Source organism: Mesorhizobium sp. ArgA1, from assembly GCF_053714375.1.
Genome location: NZ_JBSKBQ010000001.1, coordinates 489353 through 507462 on the forward strand (window position 1 = coordinate 489353; position 18110 = coordinate 507462).

The following is an 18110-nucleotide window of genomic DNA, read 5'->3' on the forward strand; positions in this document are numbered from 1 at the left end:
TCTCGTTCCTCAGACTGTGAAAGCTTCGCGGAAGGCTTGCAGGGCAGCCTCGGGATCACCGGAGGCAAACGCCTCCAGTCCCACGGGTCCGCGATAACCCATGTCCTTCAGCGCACGGGCAATGCCTCGGTAGTTGATCTCGCCGCTGCCGGGCTCCATGCGTCCGGGAACGTCGGCGACTTGGACCTCGCCGATCCATGGCAGGCTGTTGCGGCACAGCTCGATCAGATTCCCTTCACCGATCTGCGCATGGTAGAGGTCGAGATTGAGGCGCAGCCCCGGCCGGTTCACACTCGATACCAAAGCAAGCGTATCCTCGGCACGCCCAAACGGCACGCCGGGATGGTCGACCGGAAGGTTCAAATTCTCCAGCGTGAAGGTTACGCCCTCGGCCTCAGCGAGATCAGCGATGCGGTTCAGCGTGTCGCGCGCCTTGAGCCACATCGCGCCAGTGATGGTCTCGCAAGGCGTGACCGGCAGGCCGCCCTCGCCGAGACCGGTGCCGTGCAGATTGAGCCGTGCGACGCCGAGGCGCTTGCCGACCGCCGCCGTCTCCTTTGCCGTCTTCAACAGTTCGGCGGCGCCCTCGTCATCGGCCAGCCGGCCGCGCAGATAGCCGTTCATGATCGAGAAGGTAGCGCCGGATTTCTCCAGCATTGCGAGGTCGTGCTCGGGCCAATTCCACAGGCCGACCTGGAAGCTCATTTCGGTGAGGCGCTTGAGGCGGAACTCCATCGGCCGGTCGCGCCAAAGCATTTCGGCGCAAGCCGCAAGCGTAAAAGTATCGGACATGTCAGACCTCGATATGCACGCGGCCGTCCTCGACCTTCGTGGCGTAGGTTTTAAGGTTCACGCAGACCGGCGCGCGCACGGCTTCGCCGGTCCGGTAATCGAACACGCCGTTGTGCTTCGGGCATTCGATCCTGTATTCCATAACCAGCCCGTCGCAGAGATGCACCTTCTCATGCGTACACAGCCCGTCGGTGCAGAAGAACGCATCGTCCGGACTGCGGAAGATGGCGAAGGTCCGGCCTTCGTGATCGAAGCGGATGACATCCTCTTCCTCGATATCGTCCGTCGCACACGCATCAATCCACTTTGCCATTGCTGGTTCCTGCAAGCCTGTCTCTGGTTGGTTGAAAGGCGGCCGGCGGAACCATGCGTTCCGCCGGCCGCACAGGAAGATGCCCGGGAGGAGATGGGCGCCTTCACTGTGTCGCGCTGAAGCCCTCGATCTCGGCTTCAAGCTCTGCCATCTGCTCGCCGCCCGCCATCAAATCGGTGATCGCTTCGCGGCTTTTCTCGCCCTTGCGGAAATCGGCGGCCTTGGAGCCTCTGATCAGCACGGCGAAGTGGTCACCGACGGTCAACGCATGGACGACATTGTGGGTGATGAAGATCACCGCGATGCCCTTGCGGCGTGCCTGCAGCACGATGCGCAGCACGTGCGCCGCCTCCTTGACGCCGAGCGCCGCGGTCGGCTCGTCCAGGATCAGCACGCTGGCGCCGAAATGCACGGCGCGCGCGATGGCCAGCGCCTGGCGTTCACCGCCGGACAGTCCGCCGACGAGGCGGTCGCCGTCGTCGATGCGGGTGATGCCGAGCTGGCGCATCTCGGTGACGGCGATCTCGTTGGCCCGCTTGCGATCGTAGATGGTCAGCGGCCCCCAGCGCCGTGTCGGCTCGGCGCCGACGAAGAAGGAACGGCCGATGCTCATCAGCGCGAACGTCCCGCCAAACTGGTGGACGGTGGCGATGCCATGGTCGCTGGCGTCGCGCGGGCTGGCGAATTCGACCGCCTTGCCGTCCATTTCCATTGTCCCCGATGTCGGCTTGTGGACGCCGGAAAGTATCTTGATCAGCGTGGATTTGCCGGCACCATTGTCGCCGAGCAGGCACAGCACCTCGCCTGCATTAACCTCCAGCGAAATGTCGTGGAGCACGTCGATCGGACCGAACGACTTGTTGATACCGGTCAGCCTGAGCAGGGGCGTTGTCATCAGCGGACCCTCTGTCTGGTGCGCGGCGCGTAGGTCAACGCCATGGTACGGAATGTATTGTTCATCAGCACGGCAGCGAGCAGCAGGACGCCGATGATCAGGCTCGCCCAGTTGGCGTCGAAACCTGTGTAGAAAATACCCTGGTTGACGATGGAGAAGGTCAGCGTGCCGAGCACGATGCCGACCACCGAACCGTAGCCGCCGGTGAGCAGCACGCCGCCGATGACCACGGCGATGATCGAGTTGAAGATGAAAGACTGCCCTGCCGCCACCTGGGCGCTGTTGTATAGGATCGCCTGCGACATGCCGACGAAGGCTGCGCACAGGCCGCTGCTCATGAACAGCGCGATGGTCACCCGGTCGGTCGGAATGCCGGCATTGCGGGCGCTGACGGCATCGCCGCCCATGGCCAGGATCCAGTTGCCGAAGCGCGAGAAATTCAGGATGAACCCGACAATCAGGATGATGGCGATCCACCAGAACAGGGTGACCTGGAACTTGCCGCCGAGATAGTCGCCGAACAACAGCTTGGCGGTCGGCCCGCTCTTCAGCGCCACACTGGTGCTGCCGGACAGGATGACCGAGAGGCCGAGCGTCAGTCCGGCCAGCGCGAACAGCGTTGCGAGCGTAACGACGAAGGACGGCACCCTGGTGCGGATCACCAGCACCCCGTTGATGAACCCGACAGCCAGCCCGAGGGCCAGCGCCGCGAGGATGCCGACGATGATCGGCAACCCGTAATGGCCCGAGAGGATGGCAATGGTCATTGAGCTCGCCGGGATCATCGACCCGATGGAAAGATCGAGGTGTCCGGCGATCATCAGCAACCCCACCGGGAGGGCAATGATGCCGAGTTCCGAGGCGACGTTGAGCCAGCTGGCGGAGCCGCCGGCCGACAAGAAATTGGCGCCGCCGAAGATAGAGAAGAAGACGAGAACGGCGATCATGCCGATCAGCGAGCCGACCTCTGGGCGCCGCACGAGGCTGCCTATCGATGGCATCGAAGAGGCGGGTTGCGCAGTCGCTGCCACCGCGGGTTGGTGATGGGCTTGGGATGTCATCGAAGTGGTCCCTGGCTTGAACATGGCTCCCCCTTCTCCCCTTGTGGGAGAAGGTTGTCGCCGAAGGCGGCGGATGAGGGGGCTGGGCGGAGTCAGGCGTTGGCGTTTCTTCCAACACCCCTTCATCCGTCTCGGCGTTGCGCGCCGATCCACCTTCTCCCACAAGGGGAGAAGGTGAGGCGGAGCTTTATCGGGCGCCGGCCGCCGCGCCACCCATCGTCGCGTCGACATTGGCTGCATCGACGATCCCCGGCCCGGTCAGCACCGGTTTCGTCGGCAGGTCCAGCCCATAGTTGACGAAGCCGTTCAGCAGCGACACAGCGAGATAGCCCTGCAAATAGGGCTGCTGGTCGACAGCGAACAATTGCGTCCCGTCCTTGATGCGCTGCAGACCGGTTTCGTCCATGTCGAACGACGCAAGCTTGACCTTGTCGCCGACACTGGCCTGGCTGATGGCGTTGGCCGCGCTGTTGGCGTCGCCGGCGCTGATGGTGATGACACCGTCGAGCGTATTGTCTTTCAACACGGCGGCCTTGATCGCCTCGGCGACCGCGGTCGGGTTGCCGAAACTGGATGAAGGCAGCGGCAGCTGGCTCGATTTGCCGCCGCTCTTGGCGATGGCGTCCGCGATGCCCTTGCAGCGGTCTTCGGTGTTGGTGGAGCCCGGCAACGTGTTGACACACAAGACGTTCTTGGCGCCATGGCTGCCGAAATAGGCGCCACCGCCCAGACCGGCCGTGTATTCTTCGTTGCCGACATAGTTCATGGCGCCGAGCCGCTTGGCTGCATCCATGCCGCCGGAATTGTAGACGATGAGCGGCACGCCGGCGGCGACGACTTCCTTGAAGGCGTCATCCATGGCCTCGGGCACCCAGTCCGGGCCGACAATGGCGCTAGGCTTCTGGCTGAGCGCGGTGCGGATCAGCTTGGCCGCGTCCGGGCCGAGATTGTCGTAGTTTTGCGGGCCGAGCCAGGTGACAGAGCCACCGGTCAGTTCGGCGACCTTGCCGGCGTCGTCGGCGCCCTTCTTGACCTTCGACCAGAACGGGTCGTCCGCCTTGCCGCCGATGACGAAGATCTTCGCCCCGTCGGCCATCGCCACTGTGGCTGATGTCGCCAGCACGGCGGCCGTCATCATCGCCGTCAGAAGGTTCGTGGTGCGTTTCATGTCATTTCCTCCCGGTTGCCGTCCTCGGACGGATTTAGAAAAACGTTGAATTCATCTGCACGCGCACCTCTCCCGTTGCGCGTGGTGTCGCGAGATCAATGGTTCGCCGCAGGCTTGGCGTTCATGCGTTCCTTCTTTTTCTGGAACCGGGCGCCCATCATGGCGTCGCCCTCCCTGGTGCCGTCGTGCCAGGTACCGAACCAGCGATCGAGCGGGATCAGCCCATCGCCGCCGTAGTTCACCTCGAAATATTTGTGGTGCAGGTAGTGCGTGTAGGCATGGCTATCGACGGCCGTGTCCTCGCTCACCTCAAGTTTGTCGAAGCCGAGATGACCGTTGACGGCGCCGAAGCCGGCGACATGCAGCTGGAACAGCGCGACGATCGGATTGGACGGGATGACAAGGTGCCAGAAGGCGACCGCGTGATAGAGAAACCCTTCCACCGGGTGCATCGACAGCGACGACCACGGCGAGGGGTTGATCGAATTGTGATGGACCGAATGGATCCAGCGATAGAGCGGTCCCCAGTGGATCAGGCGGTGGATGAAGAAGAAGTGCACCTCGTGGATGGCCGGCGCGATCAGCACCAGTGCGGCTAGGTAGACTGGATGATCCGACCAGCTGACCCACGGTGCGTAGCCATTGGCAAAGCACCACAGGAAAATGACTTCGACCACGGTCCATAGCGGAATGGTGATGAAGAACGAGCGCAGGAAGTTGTCGAGGTTCTGGCTCTGGAACCAGAACACGTCCGAGGGCGCATCGCCTGGAAATTTGTGGTTGTATTTGAACCGCGTCGCCTGGGCGCGCTTGATGTAATAGCGCAACTCGAAGATGCCGTAGAACACCAGGATCGCCGCGGCGTTGACGGCGTAGAGCCACAACGCCCAGCCCCAGCTGAGCGTCTTCATCGTCTCGACGCCGGGGACAACATAGAACCAGTAGATCAGCGCCGTCGTCATGTGGAACGCATTCCACGGCCAGATATAGCCGGGCAGCCATGCCAGGATTTTCGGCAGCCTGGGGGGCCAGTTCCACAACGGCGCCCCCTCGATGCGCCCGTTCGGCTTCCAGTCCCCGCGCTTGTCGCGCGCGCCGTATTTGAGATCGTCCATGCCAATCCTCCACCCGCAATGCCGCGCCCGCAACGCCAGACATGGCCGCACGCGCACGCTGCCTGACACCGCCGAGGCGGTGGGCGAAAACCCGTCTGCGCTGTGCTGCTGCTGTCCCTGGGCTGGCGGTGCGTCCGCCTTGCTTGCTTTTCCGGAGATAAACATCTTGATCCAAAATGAATCAAGAATAGAATGTTTATTCCAACTTTATTGTGTCATTCATATCAATCGTGCACAGCAAATGATATATTCGTATCAATTGCTACAGACGGATGAGACAAAATGGATCAGAACAAGCGGCCGACGATCAGGGATGTCGCCGCCGAGGCCAATGTCTCGGTGGCCACCGTCAACCGGGTGCTGAGCGGCGCCGGCGCCGTCCGCCAGGGCACGCGCGAGCGCGTCAGGCTGGCGGCCGAGCAGATCGGCTTCTACGGCATGGGCGCGCTGCGCAGCCGCATAGCGGCCGCCCGGCCGCGCTACGGCTTCGGCTTTCTGCTGCACCAACCCGGCCGCGCCTTCTATCGCAACATCGCCGAGGCGCTACGCGCGGTGGCGCCGACCATGCCTGACTGCGAGATAGAGCTGCGCACCGAGTTTCTCGACGATCTGTCACCGCAGAACGTCGCCGCCCGGATGCTGGCCTTGGGCGCCGAATGTGATGCCGTCGGCGTTGTCGCCGCGGTCCATCCTCTCGTCACTCAGGCGGTCGATGCGCTGCATGCCCGCAACGTCCCGGTCTTCGCGCTGATTTCGCAGATCTCGGCCACTGGCCATGTCAACTATATCGGCCTCGACAACTGGAAGGTCGGGCGCACCGCAGCCTGGGTGTTCGAGCATGTCTGCCGGGCGCCCGGCAAGCTCGGCATCCTCGTCGGCAATCATCGCTACCGCTGCCAAGAGATGAACGAGAGCGGCTTCCGCTCCTATTTCCGTGAGCACGCGCCTGATTTCACGCTGCTGGAGCCGTTGCTGACCTTCGAATCCAGCGCGATCGCGCAGGAGATGACCGAAAAGCTGCTCAACGAAAATCCGGATCTGTCCGGCCTCTATGTCGCCGGCGGGGGCATCACCGGCGCCATTGCTGCGCTCCGCTCCACCGGCCGCGCCGGCAGCATCGTCGTGGTAGGCTACGAACTGATGGACTCGACCCGCCCGGCACTGCTCGACGGCACGCTGACCTTCGTCATCTCGCATCCACTCGCCCGCATCGCGCAGGAAGCGCTGGCCGGCATGATCCGCGCAGTGTCGGCGCCGAACGAAAGCGGCAACGTCACCACCATCCTGCCCTTCGAGATCTACACCCGCGAGAACATCTAGGCGGTGGAATATCTCCAGCGAGCTCGCAACGTCGTTGGAATTTGGTGCAAACAGCAGGTTTGGACTTGGAAATGTCCGGCCACGGTGCCAAGCGCATTCAAAGTGCAATACCGACCATTGCCACCGACTTGCACCCTTTCCCGCCTTCCGCTATAGAGCCGCCACCCGCGTAGACACCCTTGGAGGCAACGCGGCGGAAGGCTGCCTTCCCTTGTGATCCCGAACAAAGGTCCGCGTATGCGGCTTCTGGCATTCGGATATCCAGGCCAGGCGGCTTTCGACGTTTACGGTCCAGGCACATTGCCCGCCGCAAACGCTCCATAACACGCGAAAGGAAATGCCATGAGCCACGATACTTACGAGCTCAAGGCCGAAGCGCGCGAACAGGTCGGTAAGGGGTCCGCCCGTGCAGTTCGCCGCAACGGTAAAGTGCCTGCAGTTATTTACGGCGACAAGCAGCCTCCCCTGGCGATTGCGCTCGGCTACAAGGACGTCTTCTACAAGATCCACGGCGGCGGGTTCCTGACCACGATCGCCACGATCGATGTCGACGGCCAGAAAATCCAGGTTCTGCCCAAGGATTTTCAGCTCGATCCGGTCAAGGACTTCCCGATGCATGTCGACTTCCTGCGCATCGGCAAGGACACCGAGGTCAATGTCGACGTGCCTGTCCACTTCATCAATGAAGACAAGTCGCCCGGCATCAAGCGCGGCGGCGTGCTCAACATCGTGCGTCACGAAGTCGAGTTCCACTGCCCGGCCAATGCGATCCCGGAATTCATCACCGTCGATCTCACCGGCGCCGACATTGGCGATTCGATCCACATCTCGGCGGTGACCCTGCCGGCCGGCGTCAAGCCGGTGATCTCCGACCGCGACTTCACCATCGCGACCATTGCCGGCTCCTCGGCGATGAAGCCGGAGACGGAAGAGACCGCGGAAGCAGCAGCCCCCGAAGCGGCGGCTCCGGCTGCCGAAGAGAAGTAATTTTCGGGTCCGGAGCGCACGATGCTTGTCTTTGCAGGCCTCGGCAATCCGGGCGCGAAATACGCTCATAACCGGCACAATGTCGGCTTCATGGCGGCGGACGCTATCGCCCGCCGCCATTCCTTTTCGCCCTGGTCGAAGAAGTTCCAGGGCCTGATCGCCGAAGGCACGATTGCCGGCGAAAAGATCCTGCTGATCAAGCCGCAGACCTTCATGAACCTGTCGGGACAGCCGGTCGGCGAAGCCCTGCGCTTCTACAAGATCGGCCCCGAGGCGCTCACCGTCTTTTATGACGAGATCGACCTGCCGGCCGGCAAATTGCGGGTCAAGGTCGGCGGCGGCGCCGGCGGCCACAACGGCATCCGCTCGCTCGACCAGCATGTCGGCAAGAATTTTCGCCGCGTGCGCATCGGCGTCGGCCATCCCGGAGTGAGGGATATGGTGCACGGCCATGTGCTCGGCGACTTCGCCAAGGCCGACCGCGCATGGCTGGACGTGCTGCTCGAAACTATCGCCGACGACGCCGGACTGCTGGCCAAGGGCGACGACAGTTCCTTCATGAACCGCATCACCCTGGCTCTGCGCGACAAGCTAACTCCGACCGGCGGTGACGACCGCCCGCCATCCAAGGCGCCGAAGGCTGCGGGCCCGAAAGCCCAGAGCCACATCCGCCAGGCACGGCCGCAGCAGGCGCCGGCCAAGCTGCCGGAAAGCGGCCCGATGGCTGCGATGCTGAAAAGGCTGTTCGGCAAGAAGGACTGAGCGTCGACGCTATCGGGACCGCGGGGCTTGACGTTCCTCACCCCTATCGCCCATAGCCCTGATCAAATTTCGAATTCCCGATAGGACTGGACGAACATGGGTTTCAAATGCGGCATCGTTGGCTTGCCCAACGTCGGCAAGTCGACGCTTTTCAACGCATTGACCAGGACGGCGGCGGCGCAGGCCGCCAACTATCCGTTCTGCACCATCGAACCGAACACCGGCGAGGTCGCGGTGCCAGACCCGCGGCTGCAGAAGATCGCCGCAATCGCCAAGTCGAAGGAGATCATTCCGACCCGCATCTCCTTCGTCGACATTGCCGGCCTGGTGCGCGGCGCCTCCAAGGGCGAAGGGCTGGGCAACCAGTTCCTCGCCAACATCCGCGAGGTCGACGCCATCGTGCACGTGCTGCGCTGCTTCGAGGATGACGACATCACCCATGTCGAGGGCCGCATCGATCCCGTCGCCGACGCCGAGACGGTCGAGACCGAGCTGATGCTCGCCGACCTCGACAGCCTCGAGCGCCGCATCGTGCAGATCCGCAAGCGTGCCGGCTCGAAGGATAAGGAAGCCACCACCGTGCTGCCGATGATGGAGGCGGCCCTGGAGCTGCTGCAGGCCGGCAAGCCGACCCGCATCCTGCTCAAGGGCATTTCAGCGGAAGACCTGCGCATCTTGCAGGGGCTGAACCTGTTGACGTCGCATCCGGTCCTCTACGTCTGCAACGTCGCCGAGGCCGATGCGGCCACCGGCAACGAGCACACCGCGGCTGTCGAGAAAATGGCGACTGCGCAGGGCGCCGGAACCGTGGTGATCTCGGCCGCGATCGAGGCCGAAGTCGCCCAGCTCTCGGACGAGGAAGAGATGGAGTTCCTGTCCTCGCTCGGGCTTGACGAGCCGGGCCTCAACAAGGTCATCCGCGCCGGCTACGATCTGCTGCATCTGATCACCTATTTCACCGCCGGGCCGAAGGAGACGCGCGCCTGGACCATCCACAAGGGCGACAAGGCCCCGCAGGCCGCCGGCGTCATCCACACCGATTTCGAGCGCGGCTTCATCCGCGCCCAGACCATCGCCTACAACGATTACATCACCCTGGGCGGCGAAGTGGCGGCCAAGGAAGCCGGCAAGGCGCGCGACGAAGGCAAGGAATATGTCGTCCAGGACGGCGATGTGCTGCTGTTCAAGTTCAACACGTAAGAGTGCCATGTCCGTGAGGTGGGCTCGGCTTGACCTTGCTGGACGCCGGGTCTAAGCGCAGCAAACATCATCCGGCAGCGCCCATCTCGATAGTTCAGCCGGTCACAGTCCTGAAACAGGCGTCGTCCATGACACGCCTGCCCCAACCAACGGAGAGCGGCGATGATCAAGGCCTTCGTCGTTGACAATGACCGCCTGCGCCTCGCCGACGATCTCGTGGCCAATGGCGATCAGGTCGTCTGGGCCGACCTTCTCAACCCGACCAAGGAAGAAGAAGCCACGATTGAGACCTGGCTCGGCGTCGCCATCCCGACGCGTGAGGAGATGGAGGAGATCGAGATTTCGAGCCGCCTCTATATCGAGGACGGCGCCTACTTCATGACCGCAACTCTACCGGCGCAGACTGAAATCGACGATCCGCTGATGTCGCCGGTCACCTTCGTGCTTGCCGGTCCGAGACTGGTCACCATCCGCTATCACGAGCCGAAGGCGTTCAAGACCTTTCCGCTGCGCGCCGAGAAGGTGGCGACGGGCTGTACCACGGGCAACACCATCCTGATCGGCCTGCTGGAGGCGATCGTCGATCGGCTGGCCGACATTCTCGAACGCGCCGGCCGCGACATCGAGACGATCTCGCGCGACATTTTCGAAGCGCGCTCGACCAAGGTGAATAAACGCAACCGCGATTTCCAGGAACTGCTCAAGGCCATCGGCCGCAAGGAGGACATCGCCTCCTCGATCCGCGACAGCCTGATCTCGTTGCAGCGCCTCACCGGCTTCCTCGCCCATGTCGCGACCCAGATCAAGATGAGCAAGGACATCCGCGCCCGCATCAAGACCGTGTCGCGCGACGTGCTGTCGCTCGCCGACCACGCCACCTTCCTGTCGCAGAAGATCTCGTTCCTGCTCGACGCCACGCTCGGCATGATCTCGATCGAACAGAACGCCATCATCAAGATCTTCTCGGTCGCCGCCGTCATCTTCCTGCCGCCGACGCTGGTGGCCTCGATCTACGGCATGAATTTCGATGTCATCCCGGAGCTGAAATGGGAGTTCGGCTATCCCTTCGCCATCGGCATGATGATCCTGTCGGCGATCCTGCCCTTCTGGTATTTCCGTCGCCGCGGCTGGCTCTGACGAGATCTGGCTCAGCAAAAATCGCTTGACCGAATGCCGCCCGGACGGCATCCGGATGCCCGGTGATCGTACAACCTTGAACCGGATTAGGATCATGACCGGAAAGACCTGGGCCTATGAGGATTTCACCGAAGGCGCATCGATCGACCTCGGCGCCAAGCAGGTGAGCGCGGCCGAGATCGTCGAATTCGCCACCGAGTTCGACCCTCAGCCGATGCATCTCGACGAGGCGGCTGGCAAAGCCAGCATCCTTGGCGGGCTCGCAGCCTCCGGTTGGCACACCTGCGCGATCTTCATGCGCATGCTGTGCGATGCCTTCCTGCTGGACTCGACCTCGCAAGGCGCGCCCGGCGTCGACTATGTCAAATGGAAAAAGCCGGTGCTGGCCGGCGACATTTTGAGCGGCAGCACCACCGTCCTTGCCAAGCGGGTGTCCAAATCGCGGCCGCAGATCGGCCTCATCACCATGCGCAGCGAGCTTTTCAACCAGCGCGGCGAAAGCGTCTTCGAATTCGAGAACACCTGTATGTTCCAGACCCGTGAGGCCATGGCGTGACCCTCGACGAGTTCTTCGGCATCGGCGTCACCGTCGCTCTCGGCTCCTATACATTCGAGCCGGAGGCGATCAAGGCCTTCGCCCGGAAATACGATCCGCAGCCCTTTCATGTCGACGAGGAAGCAGCCAGGAGCAGCGTGCTCGGCGGCCTCTGCGCGTCGGGCTGGCACACCGCCGCTACCTGGATGAAGCTGAACCTCCAAACCCGCATGGACACCGAAGGCTGGACCGGCCCCGGCCCGGTGCCGGAATTCGGCCCCTCGCCCGGCTTCAAGAACCTGAAATGGCTGAAACCGGTCTATGCCGGGGAAACCGTCAGCTTCACGCGCACGGCATTGTCGCATCGCCCGATCTCGTCGCGTCCGGGATGGCGGGTGCTGGCACTGCGCGCGGATGCTTTCGATTCGACGGACAAGGTGCTCGAGTTCGACAGTGCGGTGCTGGTGAAAGCTTAGTAGCGCCTCTTCCTCCTCCCCCTGCGGGAGAAGGTGGATTGCCGCGCAGCGGCAAGACGAATGAGGGGTGCGTGACCGAGTGAGACGTTGGCGTTCCCTGGAACACCCCTCATCCGACCGAGCTTCGCTCGGCCACCTTCTCCCACAGGGGGAGAAGGGAAGACCTGCTCAATGTCCCTCAAATCCGATCAGCGTCCGCACCGAAACCCCCAGCGCTTCCAGCTTGGCGCGCCCGCCGAGATCCGGCAGGTCGATGACGAAGCAGGCCGCAAGGATGTCGGCGCCGATCTGCCTGAGCAGCTTGACCGCCGCCTCCGCCGTGCCGCCGGTAGCGATCAGGTCGTCGACCAGGATCACCTTCTCGCCCGGTGCAACACCGTCCTTGTGCATCTCCATCTCGTCCAGCCCGTATTCCAGGCTGTAAGCGACGCGCACCGTCTCGTAAGGCAATTTGCCCTTCTTGCGGATCGGCACGAAGCCGGCTGAAAGCTGGTGCGCCACGGCGCCGCCAAGGATGAAACCGCGCGCCTCGATGCCGGCGATCTTGTCGATCTTCTGGCCGGCATAGGGATGCACCAGTTCGTCGATGGCGCGGCGGAAGGCACGCGCATTGCCGAGCAAAGTGGTGATGTCGCGAAACAGGATGCCGGGCTTCGGATAGTCCGGAATGGTGCGGATCGCGGCGACCAGCGTGTCTTCGAGTGAGGATTTCATGAGCCGAGATTACCTGAAACGGAGGTTGTTGCGCGACAATTGTTCGATCGAACTGCAGCCCATCAGCTTCATGCCGCGCTCGATCTCGACCCGCATCTGCTCGAGCGCCCGTTCAACGCCGGGCTGGCCGGCCGCCGCCAGCGGAAACAGATAGTAGCGCCCGACGCCGACAGCTTTGGCCCCGAGCGACAGAGCCTTCAGCACATGCGTGCCGCGCTGCACGCCGCCATCCATGATGACGTCTATTTGGTCGCCGACGGCATCGACGATCTCGGCCAGCTGGTCGAACGCCGCCCTTGAGCCGTCCAGCTGCCTGCCGCCATGGTTCGACAGCACGATGCCGCTGCAGCCGATCTCGACGGCGCGTTTGGCGTCCTCCACCGACATGACGCCCTTGAGGCAGAACGGGCCTCCCCACAGTCTGACCATCTCGGCGACATCGTCCCACGTCATCGACGGATCAAGCATCTCGGTGAAGTAGCGGCTGATCGACATCGTGCCGCCGCCCATATCGACATGCTCGTCGAGCTGCGGCAGCTTGAACCCTTCATGGGTGAAATAGTTGATCGCCCAGCCCGGCTTGAGCGCGAACTGCAGCATGCCGGCAAGGTTGAGCTTGAAGGGAATGGCAAAGCCGGTGCGCTTGTCGCGCTCGCGATTGCCTCCGGTGATGCTGTCGACGGTCAGCATCATCACCTCGACACCCACCGCCTTGGCCCGCTGCATCATCGCCCGGTTGAGGCCGCGATCTCTGTGGAAATAGAACTGGTAGACCTGCGGACTGCTGCTGATCTTGCGCGCTTCCTCAAGGCTGACGGTGCCGAGCGAGGAAACGCCGAACATGGTGCCGAACTTGGCCGAAGCCTTGGCCACCGCGCGCTCGCCCTGATGATGGAACAGCCGCTGCAAGGCGGTCGGCGAGCAATAGACGGGCATTGCCAGTTTCTGGCCCATCACCGTTACCGACATGTCGATCTCGCTCACCCCGCGCAACACGTTGGGAACGAGGTCGCAGCGCTCGAAACTCTCGGTGTTGCGGCGATAGGTGACCTCGTCGTCGGCCGCGCCGTCGATGTAGTTGAAGATCGGCCCCGGCAGCCGCTGCTGCGCCATGCGCCGGAAGTCGGAAAAGTTGTGACAGTCCTTGAGCCGCATCATCGATCCATTCTCATGGCGGCACAGGCGTCCGCCTTTCGCTGCGTCGAATATCAACCGGACGCCGCCATGCCAACGCACCATTTGTCGAACGACCCCACAAACCCGGCCATGAACAGGAAAGGGGCGCCGAAGGCGCCCCTTTGTGTCGAAATCGGCTGCTAAGAAGCGGTCTACATGCCTAAGTCGGAACGCAGCTCCGCTTTGGCCACATCGTATTCGGCCTTGAAGTCATCGCGGTTGAGCACGACCGCGGCAATCACGCTGCCGGAAATCCTGCCCATCTCGACGTCGGACGGGTAGTGGATGCCGCCGACCACACGGTTGTGGGCATACTGCGCCGCACGCGCCATGATCTCTGGGCGTTTCTCCGGCACCATGTCGGCCAGGATGATGCCCATCATGGTGCCGACCGTGGCGTGGCCGGAAGGCCAGGACCCGGAGCTCGAAAGCTTGACCACGGGCTTGACGAGGTCGCTGAGTTGATGCGGACGCGGACGCTTCCAGACATCCTTGGCCGGGTCGACAACGGCGCCCTCGGTGGCCACCACGCGATCAAAGAAGGCGCCGAATTTCGGCAGCTTGTCCTTGTTGAAGTTCGGGCCCATGACATCGGCGAAGCGCCAGACATTCTCCTCCGCGTCAGCGACGGCGCTGGCCACCATCTCTGGTGTGCGCGTCACCTGCAGCGTCAGCACCGCGCCGAGCTCGGCCTTGGTCTCGGCCGAATCGTTGGCCGGCGGCGGCGGCAGGATCATCGTCAGGTCGATGTCCTTGTTGGTGACGAAAGGCTGGGCGTCATCGGCAAGGGCGACGGAACCAGTAACGAGCAGCAGGAAGCCCGCCGCGAGCGATGCATATCTTTTCATGGGTGCGATCCTTTGATGAGGGCAAGGCAGGATCGTCCCAGGGGGTGACGGCCATGTGACACATCCACCTGCCGAAATACAAAAAGGACGCCTTTCGGCGCCCTTTTTTGATTTCGCATGCTGCGCAGCCTTAGTGCGCCACGCCTTCCCAAACCTTGCGCTTGGTCAGATAGACCAGGGCGCCGAACAGAAGCAGGAACACCAGCACGCGAAAGCCGGTCTTCTTGCGGTCTTCCATATGCGGCTCGGCGGCCCACATCAGGAAGGCCGAGACGTCGCGCGAATACTGGTCGATCGTCTGCGGCGAGCCGTCATCATAGGTGACCTGGCCGTCGGAGAGCGGCTTCGGCATCTTCAGCGACACGCCGGACATGAAGTACGGGTTGTAGTGGGTGCCTTCCGGGATCACCATGCCGGCCGGCGGCGTCTGGTCGTAACCGGTCAGCAGCGAATGGATGTAGTCCGGGCCGCCCTGCGCATATTGGGTGAAGATGTCGAAGACGAAGCGCGGGAAGCCGCGCTCGACGCCGCGCGCCTTGGCCAGCAGCGACATATCGGGCGGAGCAGCGCCACCGTTGGAGGCGGCAGCCGCCTCTTCATTGGCGAACGGCGCCGGGAAATGGTCGGACGGCTTGCCCGGACGGTCGAACATGTCGCCGGCATCGTTGGGACCGTCATGGATGGTGTATTCGGCGGAAAAGGATTTTACCTGCGCCTCCGAATAACCGAGGCCTTCGAGCGTGCGGAACGCGACCAGGTTCATCGAGTGGCAGGCCGAGCAGACTTCCTTGTAGACCTTCAGGCCGCGCTGCAGCTGCGCCTTGTCGTAGGTGCCGAACGGGCCGGCAAAGCTCCAGTCCATTTCCTTCGGCTCGTCGATCGGGAAATGCGTCGGCGCGGCCGCGTTATGCGCCTCTTCAGCGGCCATCGCCACGCTGCCGACGGCACCAATGCCGCCAGCAAACAGGCCAAGCAAGGCGAGCGAGGTGAGAATCTTTTTCATGCCAAATCCCCTTAGATTCTCGCTCAGCCCTTGGTTTCCGGCGCGGCATTCGCACCTGCCGGATGTCCGCCACCGGCACCTTTGTTCTTCTCCAGCACCGCTTCGGTGATCGAATTCGGCAGCCTGCGCGGCGTCTCGATCAGGCCGAGCACCGGCAGGATGACGAGGAAAAAGGCGAAGTAGAACAGCGTCGCCGCTTGAGCGTAGCCGACGTAGTTGCCCGAGACCTCACCTATCATGAGGGTCAACAGACCGCCGCCTTCCGCCGGCTGCGAGCCCAGCCATCCCAGAAGGACCGCGTCGGCCACGAAGAGCCAGAAGAACAGCTTGTACCAGGGCCGGTAGACCGCCGAGCGAACCTTCGAGGTATCGAGCCACGGTACCAGGAACAGCATGACGATGGCGCCGAACATGCACAGCACGCCGCCGAGCTTGGAATTGATAGGCCCGATGTTGAAGGTGATGGCGCGCAGGATCGCGTAGAACGGCAGGAAGTACCATTCCGGCACGATGTGGGCCGGCGTCTTCAGCGGGTTGGCGACCGTGTAATTGTCCGGATGGCCGAGGAAGTTCGGCAGGTAGAAGACGAAATAGGCGAAGACGAACAGGAACACGATCATGCCGAACGCGTCCTTGATGGTCGCATAGGGCGTGAAGGCGACGGTATCGGTCTGCGACTTGACCTCGATGCCGGTCGGGTTCGACTGGCCGACGACATGCAGCGCCCAGACGTGCAGCACGACGACGCCGGCAATCATGAACGGCAAGAGGTAGTGCAGCGCAAAGAAGCGGTTGAGCGTCGGATTGTCGACAGCGAAGCCGCCAAGCAGCAGCTGCTGGATCCAGTCGCCGACCAGCGGAATGGCGCTGAAGAAGCCGGTGATGACGGTGGCGCCCCAGAAGCTCATCTGCCCCCAGGGCAGCACATAGCCCATGAAGCCGGTTGCCATCATCAGCAGGTAGATGATGCAGCCGAGGATCCACAGCAGCTCGCGCGGCGCCTTGTAGGAGCCGTAGTATAGCCCGCGGAAGATGTGGATGTAGACGGCGACGAAGAAGAACGAGGCGCCGTTGGAATGGAGATAACGCAACAGCCAGCCCGAATTCACGTCGCGCATGATCTTCTCGACCGAGCCGAAGGCGAGATTGGTGTCGGCCGTATAGTGCATGGCCAGCACGATGCCGGTCAGGATCTGCGCCACCAGCATGATCGCCAGGATGCCGCCGAAGGTCCAGGCATAGTTGAGGTTGCGCGGCACCGGATAGGCGATGAAACTGTCATAGACCATGCGCGGCAGCGGCATGCGGGCGTCGAACCAGCGTTCGATACCGGTCTTGGGCGTATAGGTCGAGTGTCCCTCGCTCATCGAAATATCCCCTGCCTCAACCGATAAGGATTTTGGTATCGGAAATGAACTTGAATACCGGCACGGCCATGTTTTCCGGCGCCGGGCCTTTGCGGATGCGGCCGGCAGTGTCGTACTGCGAACCGTGGCACGGGCAGAACCAGCCGCCGAAATCGCCTTCCTGGCCGAGCGGAATGCAGCCCAGATGCGTGCAGACCTGCACCATCACCATCCAGGCTTCCTTGCCGGGCGTGGTACGGTTGGCGTCGGTCGCCGGCGCATCGGCCGGCAGATTGGCGTTACGGGCGATCGGATCCTTGAGGTCGGCCAGGTTGACGGCCTCGCCGTCCTTCATTTCCTGCTCGGTGCGGTTGCGCACCACGACCGGCTTGCCGCGCCATTTGACAATCAGCGACATGCCTGGCGTCAGCGAGGAAACATCGACCTCAACCGAAGCCAGCGCCAGCGTCGAGGCATCGGGGCGCATCTGGTCGATGAACGGCCAGGCGACGGCCCCAGCGCCGACCACGGCGGCCATGCCAGTGGCGACGTAAAGAAAATCACGACGGTTGGGATCCTGGGTGTCGGTTGCGCTCACGGGTGCCTGATCCTTTCGCCTCTTCCGAGCCGGTGGCCGAGCTTTGTTCCCGCTCCATCGCGCCGGCCCGACAGCGCATGGCGAACAAGCTAGCGAATTCCTCCGGCATTTGGAGTTCGGTTTATGCGTGAAGCCCGTTTTTGTCCAGCGGGGTCAGGCCACAAGGGCAGATTGTCGCGGGGACAGAACAGCGCGTCAGTCGGCCAGTTGCCCAAAGACCTGAAAAGGCGGCTAAACGACAGGAAAATACCAGCAAATCCGAGGGTCCCCGCCGGTCTCGACAGGCCATGTTGCCGTGATCTAGTCTCGCTGACATGGCACACATCATCGACCTCGAGACCTGGACCAGGACGCCCGGCCTTTGGCAAGGCGAACTGCAATTGGGCGCCTACGGCTCCAGCTCCTGCCTGATCTTCAACTACCAGGCAGAGATCGGCGGCGGCCCGCGGCTGCACACCCACCCCTATTGCGAGATCTTCATCATCCGCAAGGGCACCGGCCTGTTCACCATCGGCGACCAGCAGATCGAGGCCACTGCCGGCCAGATCCTGATCGTGCCGCCGAACACACCGCACAAATTCACCAATCTCGGCCCAGGCCCGCTCGAATCGACCGACATCCACGAAAGCGGCAGTTTCATCACCGAATGGCTGGAATGATTGTT

At 62.8% G+C, this 18110-nt stretch carries 20 protein-coding genes; 8 read left to right on the forward strand and 12 right to left on the reverse strand.

The annotated features are described in order from the left end of the window. Positions 1-9: 9 nt before the first annotated feature. The 6 genes from ACWGTI_RS02285 to ACWGTI_RS02310 form a co-directional block, all read right to left on the reverse strand. A complete protein-coding gene (locus ACWGTI_RS02285; RefSeq protein WP_454585620.1) occupies positions 10-792 on the reverse strand; it encodes a TIM barrel protein in 783 nt (260 codons plus the stop codon). 1 nt (position 793) lies between these two features. Next, a complete protein-coding gene (locus ACWGTI_RS02290) occupies positions 794-1105 on the reverse strand; it encodes a MocE family 2Fe-2S type ferredoxin (RefSeq protein ID WP_454585621.1) in 312 nt (103 codons plus the stop codon). Between the two features lie 103 nt (positions 1106-1208). Next, positions 1209-2000 carry an ATP-binding cassette domain-containing protein gene (locus ACWGTI_RS02295; protein ID WP_454585622.1) on the reverse strand — a complete coding sequence of 264 codons (792 nt, stop codon included), beginning with the start codon at positions 1998-2000 and terminating at the stop codon, positions 1209-1211. Next, positions 2000-3001, reverse strand: coding sequence for an ABC transporter permease (locus ACWGTI_RS02300; RefSeq protein WP_454586465.1), 1002 nt, complete (start codon positions 2999-3001; stop codon positions 2000-2002). The genes ACWGTI_RS02295 and ACWGTI_RS02300 overlap by 1 nt, the downstream gene beginning before the upstream one ends. A 247-nt stretch (positions 3002-3248) precedes the next feature. Further along, entirely contained in the window at positions 3249-4229 is a 981-nt protein-coding gene (locus ACWGTI_RS02305; protein WP_454585623.1) for a sugar ABC transporter substrate-binding protein, read from the reverse strand. Between the two features lie 95 nt (positions 4230-4324). Further along, complete coding sequence (locus ACWGTI_RS02310) at positions 4325-5344, reverse strand: sterol desaturase family protein (protein WP_454585624.1); 1020 nt, start codon at positions 5342-5344, stop codon at positions 4325-4327. A 282-nt stretch (positions 5345-5626) separates the two neighbouring features. Between ACWGTI_RS02310 and ACWGTI_RS02315 the strand changes: the two genes are divergently transcribed. The 7 genes from ACWGTI_RS02315 to ACWGTI_RS02345 all read left to right on the forward strand — a co-directional run bounded on the left by ACWGTI_RS02315 (position 5627) and on the right by ACWGTI_RS02345 (position 11761). After that, the gene (locus ACWGTI_RS02315) at positions 5627-6664 is read left to right on the forward strand and encodes a LacI family DNA-binding transcriptional regulator (RefSeq protein WP_454585625.1); all 1038 of its coding nucleotides are present in this window, start codon (positions 5627-5629) and stop codon (positions 6662-6664) included. Positions 6665-7006: 342 nt separating this feature from the next. Continuing rightward, on the forward strand, positions 7007-7651 hold the full coding sequence (locus tag ACWGTI_RS02320; protein ID WP_454577283.1) for a 50S ribosomal protein L25/general stress protein Ctc: 645 nt from the start codon (positions 7007-7009) through the stop codon (positions 7649-7651). A 21-nt stretch (positions 7652-7672) separates the two neighbouring features. After that, positions 7673-8413 carry an aminoacyl-tRNA hydrolase gene (pth, locus tag ACWGTI_RS02325; protein WP_454585626.1) on the forward strand — a complete coding sequence of 247 codons (741 nt, stop codon included), beginning with the start codon at positions 7673-7675 and terminating at the stop codon, positions 8411-8413. Between the two features lie 96 nt (positions 8414-8509). Beyond that, positions 8510-9613, forward strand: a complete 1104-nt coding sequence (gene ychF, locus ACWGTI_RS02330) for a redox-regulated ATPase YchF (protein WP_454585627.1) — start codon at positions 8510-8512, stop codon at positions 9611-9613. Between the two features lie 162 nt (positions 9614-9775). After that, positions 9776-10750, forward strand: a complete 975-nt coding sequence (corA, locus tag ACWGTI_RS02335; protein WP_454585628.1) for a magnesium/cobalt transporter CorA — start codon at positions 9776-9778, stop codon at positions 10748-10750. Between the two features lie 94 nt (positions 10751-10844). After that, the gene (locus tag ACWGTI_RS02340) at positions 10845-11306 is read left to right on the forward strand and encodes a MaoC family dehydratase (RefSeq protein ID WP_454585629.1); all 462 of its coding nucleotides are present in this window, start codon (positions 10845-10847) and stop codon (positions 11304-11306) included. After that, positions 11303-11761, forward strand: coding sequence for a MaoC family dehydratase (locus ACWGTI_RS02345; protein ID WP_454577278.1), 459 nt, complete (start codon positions 11303-11305; stop codon positions 11759-11761). The genes ACWGTI_RS02340 and ACWGTI_RS02345 overlap by 4 nt, the downstream gene beginning before the upstream one ends. Before the next feature lie 168 nt (positions 11762-11929). Here ACWGTI_RS02345 and ACWGTI_RS02350 read toward each other — a convergent pair whose 3' ends face one another. The 6 genes from ACWGTI_RS02350 to petA all read right to left on the reverse strand — a co-directional run bounded on the left by ACWGTI_RS02350 (position 11930) and on the right by petA (position 17446). Next, on the reverse strand, positions 11930-12475 hold the full coding sequence (locus ACWGTI_RS02350; RefSeq protein ID WP_454585630.1) for an adenine phosphoribosyltransferase: 546 nt from the start codon (positions 12473-12475) through the stop codon (positions 11930-11932). A 9-nt stretch (positions 12476-12484) separates the two neighbouring features. Then, complete coding sequence (locus tag ACWGTI_RS02355; protein ID WP_454586466.1) at positions 12485-13630, reverse strand: alpha-hydroxy acid oxidase; 1146 nt, start codon at positions 13628-13630, stop codon at positions 12485-12487. Positions 13631-13803: 173 nt separating this feature from the next. Beyond that, positions 13804-14499 carry an acid phosphatase gene (locus ACWGTI_RS02360; RefSeq protein ID WP_454585631.1) on the reverse strand — a complete coding sequence of 232 codons (696 nt, stop codon included), beginning with the start codon at positions 14497-14499 and terminating at the stop codon, positions 13804-13806. Positions 14500-14629: 130 nt separating this feature from the next. Further along, on the reverse strand, positions 14630-15502 hold the full coding sequence (locus ACWGTI_RS02365) for a cytochrome c1 (RefSeq protein WP_454585632.1): 873 nt from the start codon (positions 15500-15502) through the stop codon (positions 14630-14632). 23 nt (positions 15503-15525) lie between these two features. Then, the gene (locus ACWGTI_RS02370; protein ID WP_454585633.1) at positions 15526-16869 is read right to left on the reverse strand and encodes a cytochrome b; all 1344 of its coding nucleotides are present in this window, start codon (positions 16867-16869) and stop codon (positions 15526-15528) included. A 16-nt stretch (positions 16870-16885) separates the two neighbouring features. Next, positions 16886-17446 (reverse strand): ubiquinol-cytochrome c reductase iron-sulfur subunit, encoded by a 561-nt coding sequence (gene petA / locus ACWGTI_RS02375; protein WP_027024461.1) that lies wholly within the window; start codon positions 17444-17446, stop codon positions 16886-16888. Positions 17447-17760: 314 nt separating this feature from the next. Here petA and ACWGTI_RS02380 point away from each other — a divergent pair, with 314 nt between their 5' ends. Beyond that, positions 17761-18105: a cupin domain-containing protein gene (locus ACWGTI_RS02380; protein ID WP_454585634.1), complete on the forward strand. Its 345-nt coding sequence runs from the start codon at positions 17761-17763 to the stop codon at positions 18103-18105. Positions 18106-18110: the final 5 nt, after the last annotated feature.